Source organism: Georgenia muralis, assembly GCF_003814705.1.
Classification (GTDB): Bacteria; Actinomycetota; Actinomycetes; order Actinomycetales; family Actinomycetaceae; genus Georgenia; species Georgenia muralis.
This window is the reverse complement of sequence record NZ_RKRA01000001.1, coordinates 3399693-3417553: the sequence shown is the minus strand read 5'-3', so window position 1 is coordinate 3417553 and position 17861 is coordinate 3399693. Positions and strand designations below refer to the sequence as shown.

At 67.9% G+C, this 17861-nt stretch carries 14 protein-coding genes; 5 read left to right on the top strand and 9 right to left on the bottom strand.

Features of this window, described 5'->3' with window-relative positions; translation table 11 throughout:
• Window positions 1-4: 4 nt before the first annotated feature.
• From EDD32_RS15435 to EDD32_RS15425, 3 genes are read right to left on the bottom strand one after another with little or no spacing between them, the layout of a single operon-like run.
• Window positions 5-664, bottom strand: coding sequence for an SAF domain-containing protein (locus tag EDD32_RS15435; RefSeq protein WP_123918880.1), 660 nt, complete (start codon window positions 662-664; stop codon window positions 5-7).
• Between the two features lie 24 nt (window positions 665-688).
• Window positions 689-1651, bottom strand: a complete 963-nt coding sequence (locus tag EDD32_RS15430; RefSeq protein WP_246006166.1) for a hypothetical protein — start codon at window positions 1649-1651, stop codon at window positions 689-691.
• Complete coding sequence (locus EDD32_RS15425) at window positions 1633-2403, bottom strand: hypothetical protein (protein ID WP_211338856.1); 771 nt, start codon at window positions 2401-2403, stop codon at window positions 1633-1635. The genes EDD32_RS15430 and EDD32_RS15425 overlap by 19 nt, the downstream gene beginning before the upstream one ends.
• 209 nt (window positions 2404-2612) lie before the next feature.
• Between EDD32_RS15425 and mobF the strand changes: the two genes are divergently transcribed.
• The 4 genes from mobF (at window position 2613) to EDD32_RS15405 (ending at window position 9679) form a co-directional block, all read left to right on the top strand.
• Window positions 2613-6194: a MobF family relaxase gene (gene mobF / locus EDD32_RS15420; protein ID WP_246006165.1), complete on the top strand. Its 3582-nt coding sequence runs from the start codon at window positions 2613-2615 to the stop codon at window positions 6192-6194.
• 350 nt (window positions 6195-6544) lie between these two features.
• Entirely contained in the window at window positions 6545-6928 is a 384-nt protein-coding gene (locus EDD32_RS15415; RefSeq protein WP_123918878.1) for a hypothetical protein, read from the top strand.
• 451 nt (window positions 6929-7379) lie between these two features.
• Window positions 7380-9179 (top strand): ThiF family adenylyltransferase, encoded by a 1800-nt coding sequence (locus EDD32_RS15410; protein ID WP_123918876.1) that lies wholly within the window; start codon window positions 7380-7382, stop codon window positions 9177-9179.
• Window positions 9155-9679 (top strand): Mov34/MPN/PAD-1 family protein, encoded by a 525-nt coding sequence (locus EDD32_RS15405; protein ID WP_281274895.1) that lies wholly within the window; start codon window positions 9155-9157, stop codon window positions 9677-9679. Before EDD32_RS15410 ends, EDD32_RS15405 begins: the two co-directional genes overlap by 25 nt.
• A gap of 8 nt (window positions 9680-9687) precedes the next feature.
• Here the strand turns inward: EDD32_RS15405 and EDD32_RS15400 are convergent, their stop codons facing one another.
• The 6 genes from EDD32_RS15400 to EDD32_RS15375 all read right to left on the bottom strand — a co-directional run bounded on the left by EDD32_RS15400 (window position 9688) and on the right by EDD32_RS15375 (window position 17472).
• Entirely contained in the window at window positions 9688-9960 is a 273-nt protein-coding gene (locus EDD32_RS15400) for a hypothetical protein (RefSeq protein ID WP_123918874.1), read from the bottom strand.
• A complete protein-coding gene (locus EDD32_RS15395) occupies window positions 9960-12971 on the bottom strand; it encodes a type I restriction endonuclease subunit R (protein WP_123918872.1) in 3012 nt (1003 codons plus the stop codon). The genes EDD32_RS15400 and EDD32_RS15395 overlap by 1 nt, the downstream gene beginning before the upstream one ends.
• The gene (locus EDD32_RS15390; RefSeq protein WP_123918870.1) at window positions 12968-14092 is read right to left on the bottom strand and encodes a restriction endonuclease subunit S; all 1125 of its coding nucleotides are present in this window, start codon (window positions 14090-14092) and stop codon (window positions 12968-12970) included. Before EDD32_RS15390 ends, EDD32_RS15395 begins: the two co-directional genes overlap by 4 nt.
• 74 nt (window positions 14093-14166) lie before the next feature.
• Window positions 14167-15711 carry a type I restriction-modification system subunit M gene (locus tag EDD32_RS15385; RefSeq protein ID WP_123918868.1) on the bottom strand — a complete coding sequence of 515 codons (1545 nt, stop codon included), beginning with the start codon at window positions 15709-15711 and terminating at the stop codon, window positions 14167-14169.
• A gap of 256 nt (window positions 15712-15967) precedes the next feature.
• Window positions 15968-17080, bottom strand: a complete 1113-nt coding sequence (locus tag EDD32_RS15380; protein WP_170175322.1) for an ImmA/IrrE family metallo-endopeptidase — start codon at window positions 17078-17080, stop codon at window positions 15968-15970.
• 23 nt (window positions 17081-17103) lie between these two features.
• Window positions 17104-17472, bottom strand: coding sequence for a hypothetical protein (locus EDD32_RS15375; RefSeq protein ID WP_123918864.1), 369 nt, complete (start codon window positions 17470-17472; stop codon window positions 17104-17106).
• A 102-nt stretch (window positions 17473-17574) separates the two neighbouring features.
• On the opposite strand from EDD32_RS15375, the gene EDD32_RS15370 reads away from it, so the two are divergent.
• The gene (locus EDD32_RS15370) at window positions 17575-17859 is read left to right on the top strand and encodes a multiubiquitin domain-containing protein (protein WP_123918862.1); all 285 of its coding nucleotides are present in this window, start codon (window positions 17575-17577) and stop codon (window positions 17857-17859) included.
• Window positions 17860-17861: the final 2 nt, after the last annotated feature.

The following is a 17861-nucleotide window of genomic DNA, read 5'->3' as shown; positions in this document are numbered from 1 at the left end:
CCGCTCACCTCTCCCGCGAGTCCAGGACGAGATAGAAGTTCCCCGAGGCGAGCCGCGCGGCGAGCACCGGCCCGTCCTCCTCGGGAACCAGGAGCGTCACGACCGTGGAGACCGTGTCGGCGCTCGGGGCGACGGTGGCGACCTCGGCCGCGGAGAACGGTGGGTTGCCCTCGACCGGCTGCCCGGGCGGCGGGGTCAGGACGACCTTGACCCGGTCACCAGGCTGGAGATCCAGGCCGTCGGCGCGTTCGGCCGGCACGGTCACCGGCAGGAGCGACATGCCGTCGCCCGGCAGTGCCTCCGGGATGAGCATGGCGTCGGTAACCAGGCTCCCCGCCGTCAGCGGGGTCGACGCCCGCTGCCCGACGAGCTCGCCGGCCCGGGCAGCGGGGATCTGCGCCAGGGCGGGGTCGAGCGTGATGCGAGCCGTGGTTAGGTCCTCGGCCTCGATCACCTCACCCCGGCCGACGTCCTGGGCGGCGACCACCACCTCGACGGCGTCGTCGGCGGCGGAGAACGCCCACCCCAGGCCACCCGCGCTGGCGAGGGCAACCATCGCGCCGGCCGCGACGACCGCGGGGCGTCGCCGCAGGCGGGGCGGCGCGCCAGGCGGCGAGCTCGCCTCGTCGGTCATCTTGTTCGGTCGTGTCGTTGTGCTGGTCATGTCCGCCCTCACTTCGTGGCTCGCTTACGAGGTCACGAGCACCTGCGCTTCCCCGACCGCGACCTGGACGGACTCGGTGAGCCCGCCCATGCGGATGGTCCCGGTTTGCCCTGCGCCTTCCCAGGTGATGACCCAGTCCGAGTTCGCCGTGACGGTGAACCTCTCGCCCGGCTCGCCCGAGGACGAGGTCGTGTAGACGTGACCGCAGTCGGGTGACTGCGCCCGTCCGTAGCCCGCGTTGTACGCGGTCCCGGCGCCACGGCACACGACCGTGTGGCCGTCGCCCATGTCCCAGATGATCTTGTTGATACGCGCGGTCGCGGTGACCGTGATGCCACCGGCCGACGCCGACGCCGTGACCGGGCCGACCGTGCTCGGGCCCGGCTCCGCCGCCCACATCCACACCGGCATGCCCACCAGACCGATGGAGCCGACGCCCGGTTCGGGCGCGATGCCGATCGTGATGGCGCGGAGGTTCATCTCATCGATCGCCATCTCCGCGACCTGCCGCGGCGAAGGCCCCGAGCCCGACGCTTCCGGCGGGCTCGCCAGCCACAGGTAGATGTCAATGTCGAGGGGGAGAGGCTGATAGCACTGGTAGATCGCGCCGCCCTCCTCGGGCGTGTGGCCGTCCCATGCGGGGTCATCGGCACCGGGCTGCGGATCTAGGACCCGCACGTAGCACTGGAGGCCGTTGTTCCACGCCCCGTACTCCCCTGAACAGGGGACCGGGCCGGCCGGCACCGAGTGGCCCTGCCTGGATGGATCGAAATAGCACGAAGCGCCGGAGCCGGTGTCCGCTGGGTCCTCGCGCTCCGAGACCGGTTCCGCGCTGGGTGGAGGCGGCACGACGACCTCGACGAGACAGACGCCGGTGCGGTCATCGATGAGTTCGCAGATGGGCTCGGCCGCCGCCGTACCTAACGCGAGAAATGGCAGGCTCGCGATCGCGAGGGCGACGACATACCTCAGGCGGCCGGTTGGCATGGTGGTTGCTCGAGATCCACGCTCGTCGAGACGCGCCACGCACCCTCGGGATGGGTATCCCACGAGTAGTTGCTCACCGTGTGACGGGTCCAGTTGGTATCGGGCCGGTCGGCCGTGACGACGGAACTGCCGCTCGCGTCGCGAACGTCGACGTCGGTGACGTCGACACAGACATCAACTTGGACTGCAGGGACGCGACCGGTGGATGGGTCGGAGTTGTCTAGGTTCACGGACTGGACCTTGAGTTCGACGATCTTGGTGTCACCGGTCTGAGTCCAGCCGTCGCGACGCTCTCGCTCGAACTGCCGCTGGCGGACGCTGAGGTCCTTGCTGATCGCGACCTCCTCCAGTGCGGTAAGCGGGACGGAGGGATCGAGACCGAGCTGGTCGATCACCTGGTAGTACTCGCGGATGAGTTCCTCGGCGTCTGTCGCTGCGCGCTCCGTGTCCGACGTCGGCGACAGCGACGGCGAACTGGTTGGCGAGGGCGACGGGGTCAACGACGGGGTAGACGACGGAGACGTTGAGACGGTCACCGTGGACGTCGGTGACGCCGCCGGTTCCGGCGATCCTGAGCAGCCCGAAGCGACGGCGAGTACCAGGATCGTCGCCGCTGTCAGTGCACTAGCTCGACCGCCACGGTGCATGCCCTCGACGCCCTTGTTCGAGTTCTGCTTGCGTGCCTTCTGTACCGGAGCGATCTCGCGGGGAGGCCGCCGCGTGCAGTCTTGCAGACTCATGTGTCCGATCACCAGCCTCCTTGTGGATGGACCAGCCCAAATGGACTGCCGCTGAGTCGCAGCGCCCTCTGAGGAACAGGTGTGTCGCGACCGCCAGGAGGCGATGCGGCGACCGTGACCACTCACCACTGAGGTGGACGACTCGCTGGCCATGCGCGCTCGTGTCGACTTCACACCGGCAGAGCGGGCCCAAACCGGGCCTGGGGCCATGGCGGCCACTCGTGGTCCTCACACCTCTGGCACCCGAGGCGGACTGGGTCGCGCACCTGGAGGGTGTGACGGTCTCGATGCGGGTGGTCTCGGCGGGCAAGGGGTACGGGTACCTGCTGCGGTCGGTGGTGCAGGGAGACGGCGACGCCGCCCAGGCGAGCGGGTTCACGCGGTACTTCACCGAGGCGGGCACACCGCCGGGGGTGTGGATGGGCAAGGGGGTCGCCTTCTTCGGGGCGGGGGAGCTGCGCCCGGGGATGGCGGTGACACCCGAGCAGCTGCAGACGCTCCTGGGGCGCGGGAACGACCCCGTCACCGGGGCCAACCTTGGTCAGCCTTTTCGGGAGTACCCGTCCGTGGTCGAGCGGACCGCGGCGCTGACCGCCCGGGTGGACCGGGCCCTGCCGGCGGGGGAGTTTGACGCCGAGGCGACTCGCATCCAGGCCGAGCAGGCCGTCCGGGGGCCGCAGACCGCGACGGCGGGTTTCGATCTGACGTTCTCGGTGCTGAAGTCGGTGTCCGTGCTGTGGGGCCTGGCGGATGCGAACACCCAGGAGCTGATCGTCGAGGCGCACCATGCCGCCGTCGCGCAAGTGCTCGACTTGTTCGAGCGGGAGGTCGCGGCCACCCGTACCGGGCACGCCGGCATCGCGCAGGTGCCCGTCGTCGGGGTCGCCGCGACGGCGTATGACCATTGGGACTCGCGCGCGAATGACCCCCAGCTCCACACCCACGTGGTGGTGTCGAACAAGGTCATGGCCGCCCACGACGGGCGGTGGCGGACCCTGGACTCCCGGGCGGTCCACCACGCGATGGTCGGCCTGTCCGAGCACTACAACGCCGTCCTGGCGGACCGGCTCACGGGCACGTTCGGTTTGTCGTGGGAGCGGCGCGAACGGGGGGAGGACCGCACTGCGCAGTGGGAGATCCGCGGCGTCGGCGAAGACCTGATCGCCGCGTTCTCCAGCCGGGCCCGGGCGATCGACGTCGCCACGGACGCGAAGATCGCCGCCTACGTGGCCGAGCACGGGCACCGCCCCACCGGCCGGCGGATCGTGCAGCTGCGTGCGGAGGCCACCCTGGACACTCGGCCCGAGAAGACCATCCGTGCCCTGTCGGAGCTGACGGCCGAGTGGCGGACACGCGCGCGGGACATCGTGGGCGGTGACCCGACCGAGTGGGCACGCACCCTCACCACCCCCCGAGAGCCGGCGCGGGGGCTCGCCTTGGAGTCGGTGCCGATGTTCCTGATCGACCAGGCCGCCGCCGACGTCGTGGACGTGGTGGCGGAGAGGCGATCGACCTGGCGGCACTGGAACCTGTGGGCCGAGGCGTCTCGCCGCACGATGGGCTGGCGCTTCGCGACCGCCGCGGACCGCGAACGCGTCGTCGCGCTCATCACCGACGCCGCCACCCGGCGGTCCGTCCCGCTCACCCCGGGTGAGGTCGCCACCACCCCCGCCGGAATGCGGCGGGGCGACGGCACCAGCACCCTGCGTCCGAAGCACTCCACGTACTACTCCAGCGAGCGTCTGCTCGGCGCGGAGGACCGGCTGCTCGCCCTGGGCGAGGAGCGCACCACGACGCTTGTCGTCCCGCAACGAATCGTCGAGACCATGACGGGCGCCTGGGGTGACGGTGTGGTGGTCGGCGGGGAGCAGGCCGCCGCAATCACGCAGATCTTGGCCTCGGGGCGGCGTGTGGACGTGTTGGTTGGTCCGGCCGGGACCGGGAAGTCGACCGCGATGGCCGCCCTGGCCGGTGCCTGGACCGAGGCGCACGGGGCCGGGTCCGTGGTCGGGATGGCGCCGTCGGCCGCCGCCGCGCAGGTGCTCGCCGAGGACATCGGCATGGGGTGCGACAACACCGCCAAGTGGGTCCACGACCATGCCCGTGGCAGGGCGGACTTCCGCCCGGGCCAGCTCGTCATCCTCGACGAGGCCACCCTCGCCTCGACCCGTGCCCTGGAGACCATCGCCACCCGCGCCAGCGAGGTTGGCGCGAAGGTCGTGCTCGTCGGGGACCCGGCCCAGCTGCAGTCCGTCGACGCCGGCGGCGCGTTCAACATGCTCACCGCTGCCCGTGGAGGCGACCTGGCAGAACTGGTGGAGGTGCGGCGGTTCGTCCACGCGTGGGAGAAGCACGCGTCCCTCGCCCTGCGCGACGGCGACGTCGCCGCGATCGACGCGTACGCCGGCCGTGGCCGGATCGTCGAGGGCACCACCGAGACGATGATCGACGCCGCCTACCGGGCGTGGCAGCACGACCTGACTGCCGGCCGGTCGTCCATTCTGGTGACCGAGGCCGCCGAGTCCGTGCGGCACCTCAACGAGCGGGCCCGCGCCGAACGCGTCCAGCAGGGCCTGACCGCCACCCGCGAGGCCGCCCTGCGCGAGGAGGTTCGCGCGTCCGTCGGTGATGTGGTCATCACTCGCCGTAACGACCGCCGCCTGCGCACCGGCCCGGACACCTGGGTCCGTAACGGCGATAGGTGGACGGTCACCCACGTCGGACCAGGCGGCACGCTCGAGGTCCGGCGAATCGACGCCGGCGGCGCGACGGTGAGGCTCCCGGCCGGATATGTCGCCCGGCACGTCGACCTCGGTTACGCCGTCACCGCGCACCGCGCCCAGGGCATGACCGTCGACACCGCGCACGTCGTCGTCTCGGCGTCGACCACCCGGGAGAACCTCTACGTGTCGATGACCCGCGGCCGCCACGCCAACACCGCCTACGTCGCCCTCGACCAGCCCGACCCCCTCCACGCCACCCCGGCCGAGACCGGCACTTCCGCCCGCACGGTGCTGTTCGGGGTGCTCAACCACTCCGGGCTCGAACTCTCCGCGCACCAGACCATCACCGCCGAGCAGGAACGCTGGACCGGCATCGCCCAGCTCGCGGCCGAGTACGAGACCATCGCCACCACCGCCCAACAAGGCCGCTGGACCCGGCTCGTCACCGACACCCTCACCCGCGCGGGCGGGCTCACGACGGCCGAAGCCAGCCAGGTCACCTCCTCCGAGACCTTCGCCGTCCTCACCGCAGAGCTGCGCCGCGCCGAGGCCAACCACCACGACGTCGAAAACCTGCTGCCGCGCCTGGCCGCCCAACGCACCCTGCTCGACGCCGACGACGTCGCCGCAGTCCTCACCGCCCGCCTCGCCCGAGCCACCCGACGACCCGCACCCGGCACGACCCCGAACCTCATCGCCGGACTCATCCCTGCCGCAGCCGGGCCAATGCCCGCCGACGCCGCCCGGGCACTTGGCGGACGCCGTCAGCTCATCGAGACCCGCGCTCGCACCCTCGCTGACGCCGCGGTTCGCGACCGGGCGCCGTGGGTGTGCCGCATCGGTGACCGGCCGCACAGTGCCGGCGACCGGGAACGGTGGCTGGCCGAGGTCGCGGTCGTCGCCGCCTACCGCGACCGGTACGGCATCACCTCCACCGCACCGCTCGGGCCCTCGACCCAGACCCTCCTCCAGGAACGCGACCGGCCGCGCGCCGCCGAAGCCCTCCGTCGCGCAGAGGCCATCGCCGAGAAGGGCCGGAGCGCACCGAGCCCGACACGCGCCCCCGGGCGCAGCCTGTAGGACGCCCCTCACTCCTTGCGCAGTCGCTCGCACGCAGCCCAGCGTGAAAGGGACCGCGGTGACCGCGCGGCGCAGCTACGAAATCCCTGGACAAGACCGTGGGTGCAGTCATCCGGGCGGTGGAGAGAACCGCAAAGAGTGAGCGATCGACATCTTCGCCTTCCAGCGGGACGGGACCGCCAGCAAGCGGCGTCGGCGGCGCACGCCGTGGAGCCGGGACCGCCCCCAGTTGCGGCAGGGACAAGTTCTCCACAGCCCCGCCGTCCTGTCCACTTTCGGCGCCCCAGTAGCGCGCACCCTTCATCGGAGGGCGGCTCATCCCGTGCCGCCACGAGCGAGGGACGGGGATCGTGGTCTTCTACGTCATCTTTCGGTTCTGGTGCACCCTCGGGCTCCGCGTCCTCCCCCTCGCTCAGGCCTGGATGCCTACCAACCACCTCGTCCGCTGGGTCGGCACCGACCGCGGAATCAAGTGGGGCCTCCCCATCGGCATCGCGCTCACGCCCTTGTACAACCTGGCCATGACCTGGGGACACGGGCACCTGGACGCCGGCGGGACCGCCTTCTGGTGGGTACCGACGGTCTGGGGCGCAATCAACATAATCAAGTTCGCCCACGTCGCCATCCGCAGCCCGTTCATCTGGATCCACCGGACGGTGCGCCGCCGCCGCGCGCTTGGTCGAGAGTTACCAGCGCGGGCCCGCGCAGTAACCGCTGACGCGACCAGCAACTAGCGGGCGAGAAGTGGTGGCCGGCGTCGCCAGCACCTGCCCGCACCGGAAGGGGCGGTTCAGGGGGGTGGATTGCAAAACTGACGACTTGCCACGATTCCGCTCCCAATCCCCCGATGGCCGCGATAACCCCCGCTCCCCTTCTGTGGGAATCGAGTTGAGCCCTGCCGTCGCGGACAGGACGCCCACAGGCCTGTGGGTAAGTGCGGGGGCTCGGGGCTATGTCAGACCCGTGTGCCAGAATCGGAGAGTCCGCAGTTGAATCCCTCAGAGGAGGTCAAATGTCTAGCGCGAACAAGCCGGAGCACCCGGAGCGCCCGGAGCACCCGGACAAGCCTGGCCGCCCTGACGAGCCCGGTAATCCCGACGTTCCGAAGGGCCCGCCGAGCGACGTCCCACCGGGGCACACGGACCCGCCGGTGCCGCCGCGGCCGCGCCCTGTGGGCTGAGAGCAGTGAGAAAGCCCACCTCCTGGTGGGAGGCGAACCCTGGGCGGCTCCAGTGGGAGATCGACTGGCTGGAGTGGCTCGGGGTTTCCCTGGTGAGCCAGACGGCCGACGAGGAAGCCGGCTTGCTCCGGATGTGCCTCCGAGTCCCGGACAGCTATACCGGGATTGGGGAACTGCCCCTCGACGTGACCTTCCCGCAGGCTTACCCCTTCGCGGAGCCTGTGGTCGTTGCACCCTCGCTCGCCCTGGCTCACCATCAGCATCCCTTCGCCAAGAACCTATGCCTCCTCACGCGAGGTGTCGGAACGCTCGCGCCCGATGGAGACGGTTCAATCGGGCACGACGGCTGGGAACCGGGCATGAGCCTCGCCGGGCTTCTCCGGGACCAGCTCCGCGATGTGATCGAGCTCGGTCAGGGGAGCGGCGTCACGGACCGCGAGGCGCGTCAGGGCGAGCCCTTCGCCGTCTACTACTCGTACGAGCCCATCTCCGTCGTACTCGTTGACAGTTTGTGGGGCCCGTTCAAGACAGGCGAAAGCGGCGCGATGGAGCTTGACGTCTACGGGGCGGTTAGCTTTGCGGATCACCAGCGGACCGTGCTTTTAGTGTGTGAGCTAGACCGAGGGGCGTCAGACGCAGTACGGATGCCGGAGGCCATTACTCGGTTCTGGGCGGAAACCGCGGCCAGCATCCCGTGCAACGGTCGATGGGTGTACCTGGACGACCCGGTGATGAGCGGTGACCCGGAGGAAGTGTGGCTCGCGGCCGCCCGGGCCGATGCAGGGAGTCCAACGACCCAGCACTCCAACGGCGTTGACTTCGAAGCCCGGCTCGTCGGGTTTCCAGAGGAGCACGGTCCCGGCGTTTCGGGCACTGGGTGGCTGCTCGTGATACGCCGCCGACCCGGAACTCAGGCCGCGGGAAACCGTGCCCAGAGACGCAGACAACAGCTGCCAGGGACGAAGCCACAACCTTGGACGTATCACCTCATCCGGGCTGTCAGAACGGGAGAGAAAGACATCCGGGCACGGGTTCCCCGTAACCTTGAAGACCTGAGCCACAAGTCAGCTCTCATCATTGGAGTTGGGGCATTGGGGAGCGTCGTTGCAGAGCAGCTAGCGCGCAACGGTATCCGATCTATGTTCCTGATGGACCGCGATGTCATGGAGCCGGGCAACGCCGCTCGCCATGCGTGCACCACCACGGAGAGTGGACTTCCGAAGGCTTCGGGGGTCGCTAGTCTGGTGAGGCGCATCAACCCGTTCATTCAGGTAGGCGCCTCGAACCTTTCCGTCGGCGCGGTCATTTCCGTGCCATCGGACCACGCCGACTTCATTGAGCGGATCTCTACTACGGACATCCTCATCGATGCGTCGGCAGACCTCCCGACTCAACGCCTGACCGCTGAACTCGCCCAGCGTGCCGGAAAGGACTGGGTCTCGGTTCACGGAACCAACGGTGCCTGGGCAGGTGAGGTGGTAGCGGTACCGGCGGGTGCCGACTGGTGCTACGGCTGCTATCTGGCCGCACTCGGCAATGGCGGCCTGCCTCGCTTGCCAGCGGACCAGGAAGAGTGGTGGCAGCCTGTCGGCTGTGCAGAGCCCACTTTCGTGGGGTCGAGTATCGATCTCACGGAGATCGCCCTCCTAGCCGTACGAACCGCTGCCGGGATGCTCGCCGGTCGTCAGCAGTCTGGTGTCTACTCTGTTCGCACGAGAGAGGCAGATGGAGTGCCGATCATGCCCATGTTCGAGCACACCCCAATCACCCAGCAGGACACGTGCGGCAAACACCGGTCGTCCTGACCATCGAGCCCGCGGCCGCCGCAACTCTGACAAGCGAAGCGAGTCGTGCCTTCCCGATGGAGACGGGCGGGGTCCTCATGGGATGGGAGTTGGGCGGACGTGTGCACATTCACACCGTCGTCGGCCCAGGTCCTGCCGCGGTGCACCGGCCCGCCGCATTCCATCCCGACAGTGAGTGGCAAGAGGGCGAGATCGCGCGGATTTACGCCGAGTCTGGTCGTCGCGTCTCCTACCTGGGTGACTGGCACACGCATCCCCGTGGAAGTACCAGGATGAGCCTGACGGATCGCGGCACGCTTCTGAGCATCGCGAATCACGCTGCCGCGAGGTGCCCCAACGCCGTGATGTTAATCCTGGCAGGTATGTCCAATAAGTGGTCCCTTGGCGCTTTCAGGGTGGAGCGCGTACCTCTGCTCTTGGGGATTGCGGTCACCACCGTCACAGCCCCCGTCCCGCAGCTAGCGGTATGGGATGACGATGTCGGTGGTCGGAAGCGATAGCCGCGGAGTCAGTCCATCGGAGGGGTCTTGTCCAAGATCCACGGCAGGCAATGCACCTCGATAAACTCCCATTCGCCGCTTCCGGGAACACCTGGACCAACGTATATGGCAGATTCGTGAGCGCCGGGCACGTTCCAGGCGTCCTCGTCGAGGGCGCCGACGGTGCCCTCTTGGATCACCGACATCCGCAGCGAAGTGAGGTGGTCGTGGATCTCGATCGGGTCGCTGCCGTCGTCGGCCAGCTGCACTGTGAACGGCAGTCCCGAGTCCCGCGTCGTCATCAATAGTTCTCGCGGATGTAGGCATAGGCGGAGTCGAACGGTTCGCCCTTGATGGGCAGGCCGTAGCGCTTGAGGAGGACGCGGAGCTCGGACTTGACCTTCTTGGCGCCCTCGTCCTTCTCCGTCCAGCCGGTGAAGGCGACGAGCTTGACGATGGCGTCGATCTCGGCGGCGAGCTTCTCCACGACGACGTCGACACCGGCAGGCTTGTTCTCGGCGACGATCTGGGACAGGGCGCCGATGTTTGGGTCGAACAGGGCCTCGTTCCCGGCGAGGGTGCCCTCGTCCTCCATGCGTTCGGCACGCACGGTCAGCTTCGCGACGTCGAACGCCTTCATCAGGTAGCCGACGGCGTCGTCGGGCTGGGCGAGCATCTGCTGGCGCAGCAGCTCGAGCCGCTTCGCGAGAGACTCGTACACGCCCTTGTGAGCCGAGGTGGTTAGGCGCCGCTGGATGCGGGCCTCGATAGAGTCGAGGACCTCCTCGACCGTCATCTCCTCCGCCGGCTTGTCCTCACCGCCGTCGGTAGGCGGCTCGACCGTGCCGTCGTCAGTGAGGTCCCGCAGGGCGATCAGGGCGGCGGGTTCGATGATGGCGCGGCCGCCGCGGTGGGTGACGGTGATGTTCTCCATGTGCTGGTGGACCAGGGCGATCGTCTTCGGGCCGACCCGGGCCCACAGCAGCTCGTGGGCGGCGTCGTGCGGGCGGGCGGCGTCGTAGACCTTTGCCAGCCACCGGTACTCGGCCGCGTACTTGGCCAGAATGGGGTGCGGGTCGAGGAACTCCCACATGCCCTGCAGCTTGAGGAACTTGGCGGCGAAGTCGTCGCGGGCGTCGCCAACGCCGATGGCCTGCAGGGCGGCGGTGAGGGCCTCGAAGGAGTCGTCGTCGGGGTCGATGCCGGCGAACCGGGTCATCGTCGTGGCGATCTGGACGACGAACCGGCCGGCGAGCTCGTTGACGCCGACGGTGCGCTTCTGCCCGGGGGTGTCCAGGTCGGGGGTGCGCAGGGCGTTGTCGATCGCCTTGTCCATGCCGAGGTAGTCCACGACGAGGCCGTAGTCCTTCACCGCCCCGTCGGGGGAGGTGTACTTGCGGTTCGGGCGGGTGATCGCCTGGAACAGGGTGTGCCGGGTCAGCGGCTTGTCGAGGTAGATGACGCCCTCGTTCGGGGCGTCGAACCCCGTCATGAGCTTCGCGGTGACGACGAGGAACGTGAGCGGGTCGTCGGGGTCGGTGAAGCGCTTCTTCTGCTTCTCCTCGGCGGCCTCGTCGAGCTCGTACTTCGCGTACGGGTCGTCCTTGCCGCCGGTGACGGTCATGTTCAGCTCGACCGTGTACGGCAGGCCCCGGTCGGTGATGACGCGCTCGAGGCCGTCCTTGTAGGCGACGACCATCTCGCGGTCGAGGGCGACGACCTGCGCCTTGAGGCCGAGGGGGGCGAACTTGGCCCGGTAGTGGTCCACGATGTCGACGCAGACAGCGGCGACCCGGTCGGGGTTGGAGAAGAAGACCTTCTTCCGCGCGACCTTGGACGCGATGTAGGCGTGCTGATCCTCAGTCAGGCCCTCCTGCTCGGCGAGCTCTTCGTCGGCGGCGTCGAGGGCGTCCTGGTCGAGGTCGAACCCGACCCGGCGGGACTCGACGTACACCGGCACGGTGGTGCCGTCGGCGATGGAGCGTTCCGGCTCATACGTGCTCATCACGAACCCGGGGTCGCCCGGGTCGCCGAACAGCTTGAACGTGTTCCGGTCCGTGTCCGCGATCGGGGTGCCCGTCATGCCGAAGAACCGCGCGTTCGGCACGGCGGCGCGCAGCTGGGTGCCGAGATTGCCCTCCTGGGTCCGGTGGGCCTCGTCGACGAGGACGACGATGTTGTCGCGGGCGTTGAGGAACCCGGCCTCCGCGAACTTGTGGATCGTGGTGACTATGATGCCGCGGTAGTCCCCACGGAGCAGGTCGTGCAGCTCCTCGGAGCGCTGCGGGGCCTCCAGGCGGGGCATGCCGCCGGTCAGGAACGTCTCCTTCGCCTGCGAGGCGAGCTGTGTGCGGTCCACCAGCATGATGACGGTCGGGTCGCCGGCGTGCGGGTCGTTCAGCAGCCGCAGCGCGGCGAACAGCGACAGGAACGTCTTCCCCGACCCCTGGTAGTGCCAGATGAGCCCACCGGGCCGGCCGGTGAGGACCTTGTCGTGGATGGCCTCCGCGGCCTGGACCTGCGGGTAGCGGGGGAGGAGCTTGCGGGAGCCGGCCACGCCGGAGTGCGCGAACAGGGTGTACGAGCGCAGGATCCGCAGCACCATGAACGGGTCGAGCAACAGGCGGGCGTCCCGCTCGACCCGCTGCGGGCCGATCAGGGCCGGGTCGCCGTCCATGTCGCCCCACCTCGACCACGCCTGCGCGGGTTCGGCGACGGCGCCGTAGCGCAAGTCGTGCCCGTCGGTCGCGACCTGGAACAGGTTGGTTGCGAAGAAGGACGGGTAGTCGTCCTGGTAGACGTCGACGAGGTCCTTCGCGGCGTTGAGCCACGTGATCTTCTTCCCCACCGGGGTCTTCGTCTCGATGACGACGAGGGGGAAGCCGTTGACGTAGAAGACGACGTCGAACCGGCGAGACCCGAGGGTGACCTCGTCGGCGACGACATACTGGTTCGAGGCTGGGTCGTCGAAGTCGATGAACCGGCGCGGGACCGACTTGCTCGTCGCTACGTCCTTGAACGTGCGGTTCCCCCGCAGGATGGTCGTCATCAGTTCGTTCGCGGCGAGGAGGCCGTCCGACCCGGCGGAGATCACCGCGGCGCGCAGCTCGGCGACGATGATGCTGACGTTGTCCCCGGCCCGGTCCAGGTCAGGGTTGAGCCGAACGAGGGCGTCGACGACCCAGTCGGTGATGAGGACGTCGGTGGTGTGCCGTGGGAGTTCGTCACCGGGGACTTGCGTCCACCCGCCCTCGACAGCCCACTTCACCAGCGCCTTCTGGATCGTGCTCGCCTCCGTGAAACCCGTGCTCATACCGCCTCCTGCAGACCGAACAGCTCGTCGTACGACTCGGGGATCTCCACCGCACCGGACAACAGCGCGGGGATTAGGTTGGCACGAAACTCTCTCGACGCAGCGAGGTGTCGTGAGATTGTCGATTCAACATCGGCGATTGCGTCGAGGATGTTGACCACATCGCGTTGCTCGCCAATATCAACGAGTGGCCGCTCCAGGAGGCGCAGAACCACCTCCTTGGAGAGATTTGCCTGAGCCGCTCCTGTGGCGGCGTGCTTGAGCCGCGCGCTGGCGTTTGAGGCCCAGTGATACAGAAAGCGGCCGTCGATCGCGGAGTTGTCTGGCACCAACGCAAGCACGGCCTGATTGGTCGCCAGCTCCGAAGCAGTGCGTCCGACCTGGGCAGCAGTCGCTCCGTACATCGCGATCACGACCGCCCCCGGTGGCACCATCCACGCGCTCGAGTCCCGAATCGCCGATTCGGTAATCGTCTCCTCCGTCTCGACGATCGAACGACCAGCGACCTCACCAGACTTGAGCCACGGAACCTTGCCGCCGTAGTAATCCGGACGTGATCTGCTCGGGGTCCCGCCCGCCTTTGCCTTCGTCAGTACCTCTGCGATCGACCCCGATGAGGGGATCTCGGACAGGACGGCTGTCCTAGTGGCGTCAAGAAGGGTGCGCCCTTCACCGAGCTCGGCTACGGAGGCCTCGATGTTGTCGTCGAGCGCGCCGATCAGGTCGACGATCCGACGCTGCACGTCGAGCGGTGGTAGGAGCACTTGTGCGGCGAAGAACTCCTCAAGGCGGACGTTGAGCAGACCGTGACTACGGGCGCCTTCCCGAAGCTTTCCAGCAAGCGAGGCGAAGAAGGTCGACGAGTTGCAGGCGAGTTCGAGGAACTCCGGCGTCACAAAGTCAGTGTCCGCTCTGAAGCAAATGTAAAGCGGTGTGACGACTCCAGGCTCGCCCTCGGTCATGCGGGCCACGACCCCGAACGGTGCATCCTTCGAGCTGCTCTTGTTGTAGACGAGGTCGCCTCGCTCGACGACGTAGTAGGTCGTGAGGTTCTTGCTCGCAACCTTCTTGGTGAAGAAGTTCTCCTGGTCGACCAAGCCTCGGTCTGCGGCGACCGTCATTACGCGTGTCTGCGACGTCGCTTTGCGCTTGATGCGAGTGACGACATCGCCGAGGGGGACCCTTCGCAAGCCGTTCACTGGACGCCTCCGAGGTCGGCGATGCCGGCGGCGGCGAGGCGGGCGAAGAGGGCCTCCTCGGCGGTGATGCGCTCCGCGCGGGCCTCCTGGTAGCGCACCAGGGCGGTCTCGAGGTCGAGCTCCTCGGCTGATTCGGCGCGCACGTACCGGCCGATGTTGAGGTCGAAGTCGTTGCCGGCGATCTCCTCCAGCGGCACGAGGCGGACGTTGACGCCCTGGTCCTCGCCGTCGGGGTCGATGCCGGTGCGGTATGCGGCGACGGCGGCGGCGACGTCGTCGTCGGACATCGTGTTCTGGTTCTTGCCCTTGACGAACCTCGCGGCGGCGTCGACGAAGAGGACGTGCCCCTGACGCTCGGCGAGCTTCTCCGACCGAAAGATGAGGATGCAGGCGGGGATGCCGGTCGAGTAGAACAGGCCCGTCGGCAGGGCGATGACGGCCTCGAGCTGGTCGGCCTCGACGATGCACTTGCGGATCGTGGCTTCCTTGCCGCCGCGGAAGAGGACACCGAGCGGCATGACGACACCGGCGCGGCCGGTGCGGCCCTTCATCGAGGCGACCATGTGCTGGACCCACGCGTAGTCGGCGTTGCCGGCTGGCGGGACGCCGCAGAACGCGCGCGGGTCCGTCGCCCAGTTCTCCGCACCCCAGTCCTTCAGCGAGAAGGGCGGGTTGGCGATGACGACATCGAAGCGGCGCAGGTTCCCTGCCACGGTGCGGTGCTTGGGGTCGCGCAGGGTGTCGCCGCGGGCGATGCGGGAGGAGTCGAACCCGTTCAGGATCAGGTTCATCCGAGCGATCGCGGACGTGGTGAGGTTGACCTCCTGGCCGTACAGGTTCAGCGACTGGTACTGCAGGCCATCCGCGCGAAGCTTGCCGATCGTCGAGACCAGCATGCCGCCGGACCCGCACGCCGGGTCGTACACGGTCTCCGCCTCCGTGGGCTGGAGGACGTCGACGAGGAGGTGGACGACGGAGCGGGGCGTGAAGAACTCGCCGGCCTTCTTTCCCGACGAGTCGGCGAAGTTCTTCAGCAGGTACTCATACCCCTGACCGAGCAGGTCCGAGCTGACCCGGTCGGGGGAGAGCCTGATCTGGTTGAACGCCTTGACGATGCCGAGGATCGCGTGGGCGGGGATGCGGTCCTGGTCGGCCCAGTTCGCGTCCCCGAAGATCCGTGCGAGGGCCTTGGGGTTGGCCTGCTCGATGTCGGTGAACGCCTGCTGGACATGGGCGCCGAGGTTGCCGGCGGTGCGGGTGGTGACGTCGTACCAGGACGCGCCCTCGGGCAGGACGAAGCGGTGCTCGTCGGCCTCGATCTCGTCGTCGAGGTCGTCGCCGTACTTCTCGACCGCCTGGTCGTGCTCGTACGCCCAGGTATCGGAGAGCCACTTCCAGAACAGCATTGGGAAGACGTAGGTCTTGAAGTCGGCCGGGTCGACAGGGCCGCGCAGGGCGTTCGCCGCTGCCCACAGGCGCGACTCCAGCTCCTCGAGCGTGCTCTGTTCCACGTCGTGCTGCGACTGTGTCTGGCTGATCATGCGTCCTTCGGGCCCCGATCATCGGTCTCAGTGCGATTGTGCGCTTGTCCGTCGTTCCGGGGACAGCGTCTCACCCGCGACTGACATTCATCCTGCACTTACGGGCTCACGTCGTCGGGTCCGAAGGGAAGGCTCTCCCCCTACGATGAAGCGGCTGTTCTCCGGGCACGCAGTGCAGTTCTTCGACAGCACGACACATCCACTGGGTCTGAGCTGAGTTCACTGACGCTGCCTGCCGATCGACAGCTCTAAAGCGTCAAAGGGCGACTGAGAGGACCGCGGCGAAATCCGCTCGGGGTCGTAGTTTCCCGAACTTCCTCCAGTCACCCGTCGCATGGCCGTACTGACCAGCAATCACTCCCGGTGAGACTCCGGCGCGCCGTGCGAGCGACTGCAACTGGTCATCAGTGTTGAGCTCCTCGAGCTCACGCCGGAGAGCCTCGTCGAGGATGATTTCGCTAGCGAATCTGTTAGCGGCTGTCTCCTGCAGGTCCTCGTCGTCGTGCGCGCCGCCGACGTCGACGTCGAGATATGTCGCCCGCTTTGGGTGCAGGAGGACGTGCCCGATCTCGTGCAAGAGCGCGAACCAAAAGACGTCGAGGTACTTGTAGCGCCCTGACAGTGCAATCACCGGATGGTTCGAGGCGAGCCATCTGGAGGCTCCGGTGATTCGAGTGTCGGCGATCCCTGGAACGAAGACCAGAAGAACGCCTGCCTTCTTGAGGAGGGTCTGGGCACTCTTGAAACCGGTAGGGATTGGTTCGCGAGTCAGGGGCGGCAGCATGCGTGAGAGCGCCCGAAGTTTGCCGGCATCATACGGGGGGCATTCTACTCTAAAGTCTTCTGCTGCAACTTCAGCAAGCCGGAGCCAGAGTGCGGTCGCGTATGGATCGATTGCGAACTTCTGGCTCCTCTTGTAGTTCGCCTGTGGTGTGAGCCAGACCTTCTCGAAGGCCGTCGTGTCGGCGACCTGGAAGAATCTAAGAAGTGAATCTGCGCGCGCGGCGACTGAGGCCTTGGTGTCGACGAGCTTCCGCTCTCGCAGCACCTCGTTTGGGAAGCGGCTCAGCCACGATGCGAGGCCGGCGAAGGAGACGGCCGAGTTCTCGCGGGCCTTGTGGGCCTGCCACGTTGCCTCGAGTGCGAGCCAATGGTCCGCGGGTACTCCGAGCACCCGCTCCAGCGCGACTGCAACCTCGGGGGAGAGCGGAACATGCGCCTTGATCACCTGGTTGAGGTGCTTCGCGCTGATGCTTGCGCGGGCCGCCACGTCCGCCTGGGTGAACCGCAGGTCCTCCAGTGTCTCTTGGATCATCGAGCCTGGAGCGACCGCCCAGTCAGGCTCGAACTCGCGGGGGATGTACCGCATCGTGCTGGTGCTTGGTGACGTCATCACATTGCCTTTCGAAGGCTGCCGGATCCCTCTGCCATGAGGTCGGCGACGAGCAGTGCAGTCGTGGTGCTCGCATGTCGCAGGAGTTGGTCTGCCTCGGCGATGCCGAGGACTTCGCCGGTGCGTGCCAGCGCCATCGCGCGCATCCCCGCCTTGCGCATCTGAACGCTCAGTGACGTCTCGGTGCGGTGGCTGTCGCTCGTGACCCTGACGGACGGGTGCCTCAGTAGTGCGGCAAGGTCCCGACAGTGCTTGACGGTCCACAAGAGGCGCCTGACCGCGTCCGCTGACTGCGGCCAGCGGAGCTCGATGGCGTCGCTGGACGAGCAGGTTTGCTCGAGCGCGGGGTCGCGCCACGCCAGAAGCACCTTTACCTCCCAGGTAAAGCCATCGTGCTACGGTTGTTTACCAGACAGGTAAAGCCTACCGCGCCGCGGCCTGGTTCCCTGCGCGACACCCAGGAGGTACCCATGGTTTCCACCGACGCGCTGACCGAGCTGGCCGCTGCCAACGGCTCCAAGATGATCGAGGTCTTCGTGAACGCTCGCCCGCACCTCGTCGCGGACAAGGAGGTGTCGTTCGAGCAGGTCGTCGCGCTCGCCTTCCCCGGGCAGACCCCAGGCGCCGACACCGAGTACATCGTGACGTACACCCGCGCTCAGCACGGGAACGAGTCGGGCTCCTTGGCCCCGGGCCAGGGGATTCGTGTCAAGAAGGGAACGAGCTTCGGCGTCCAGACCACGACGCGGTCCTGATC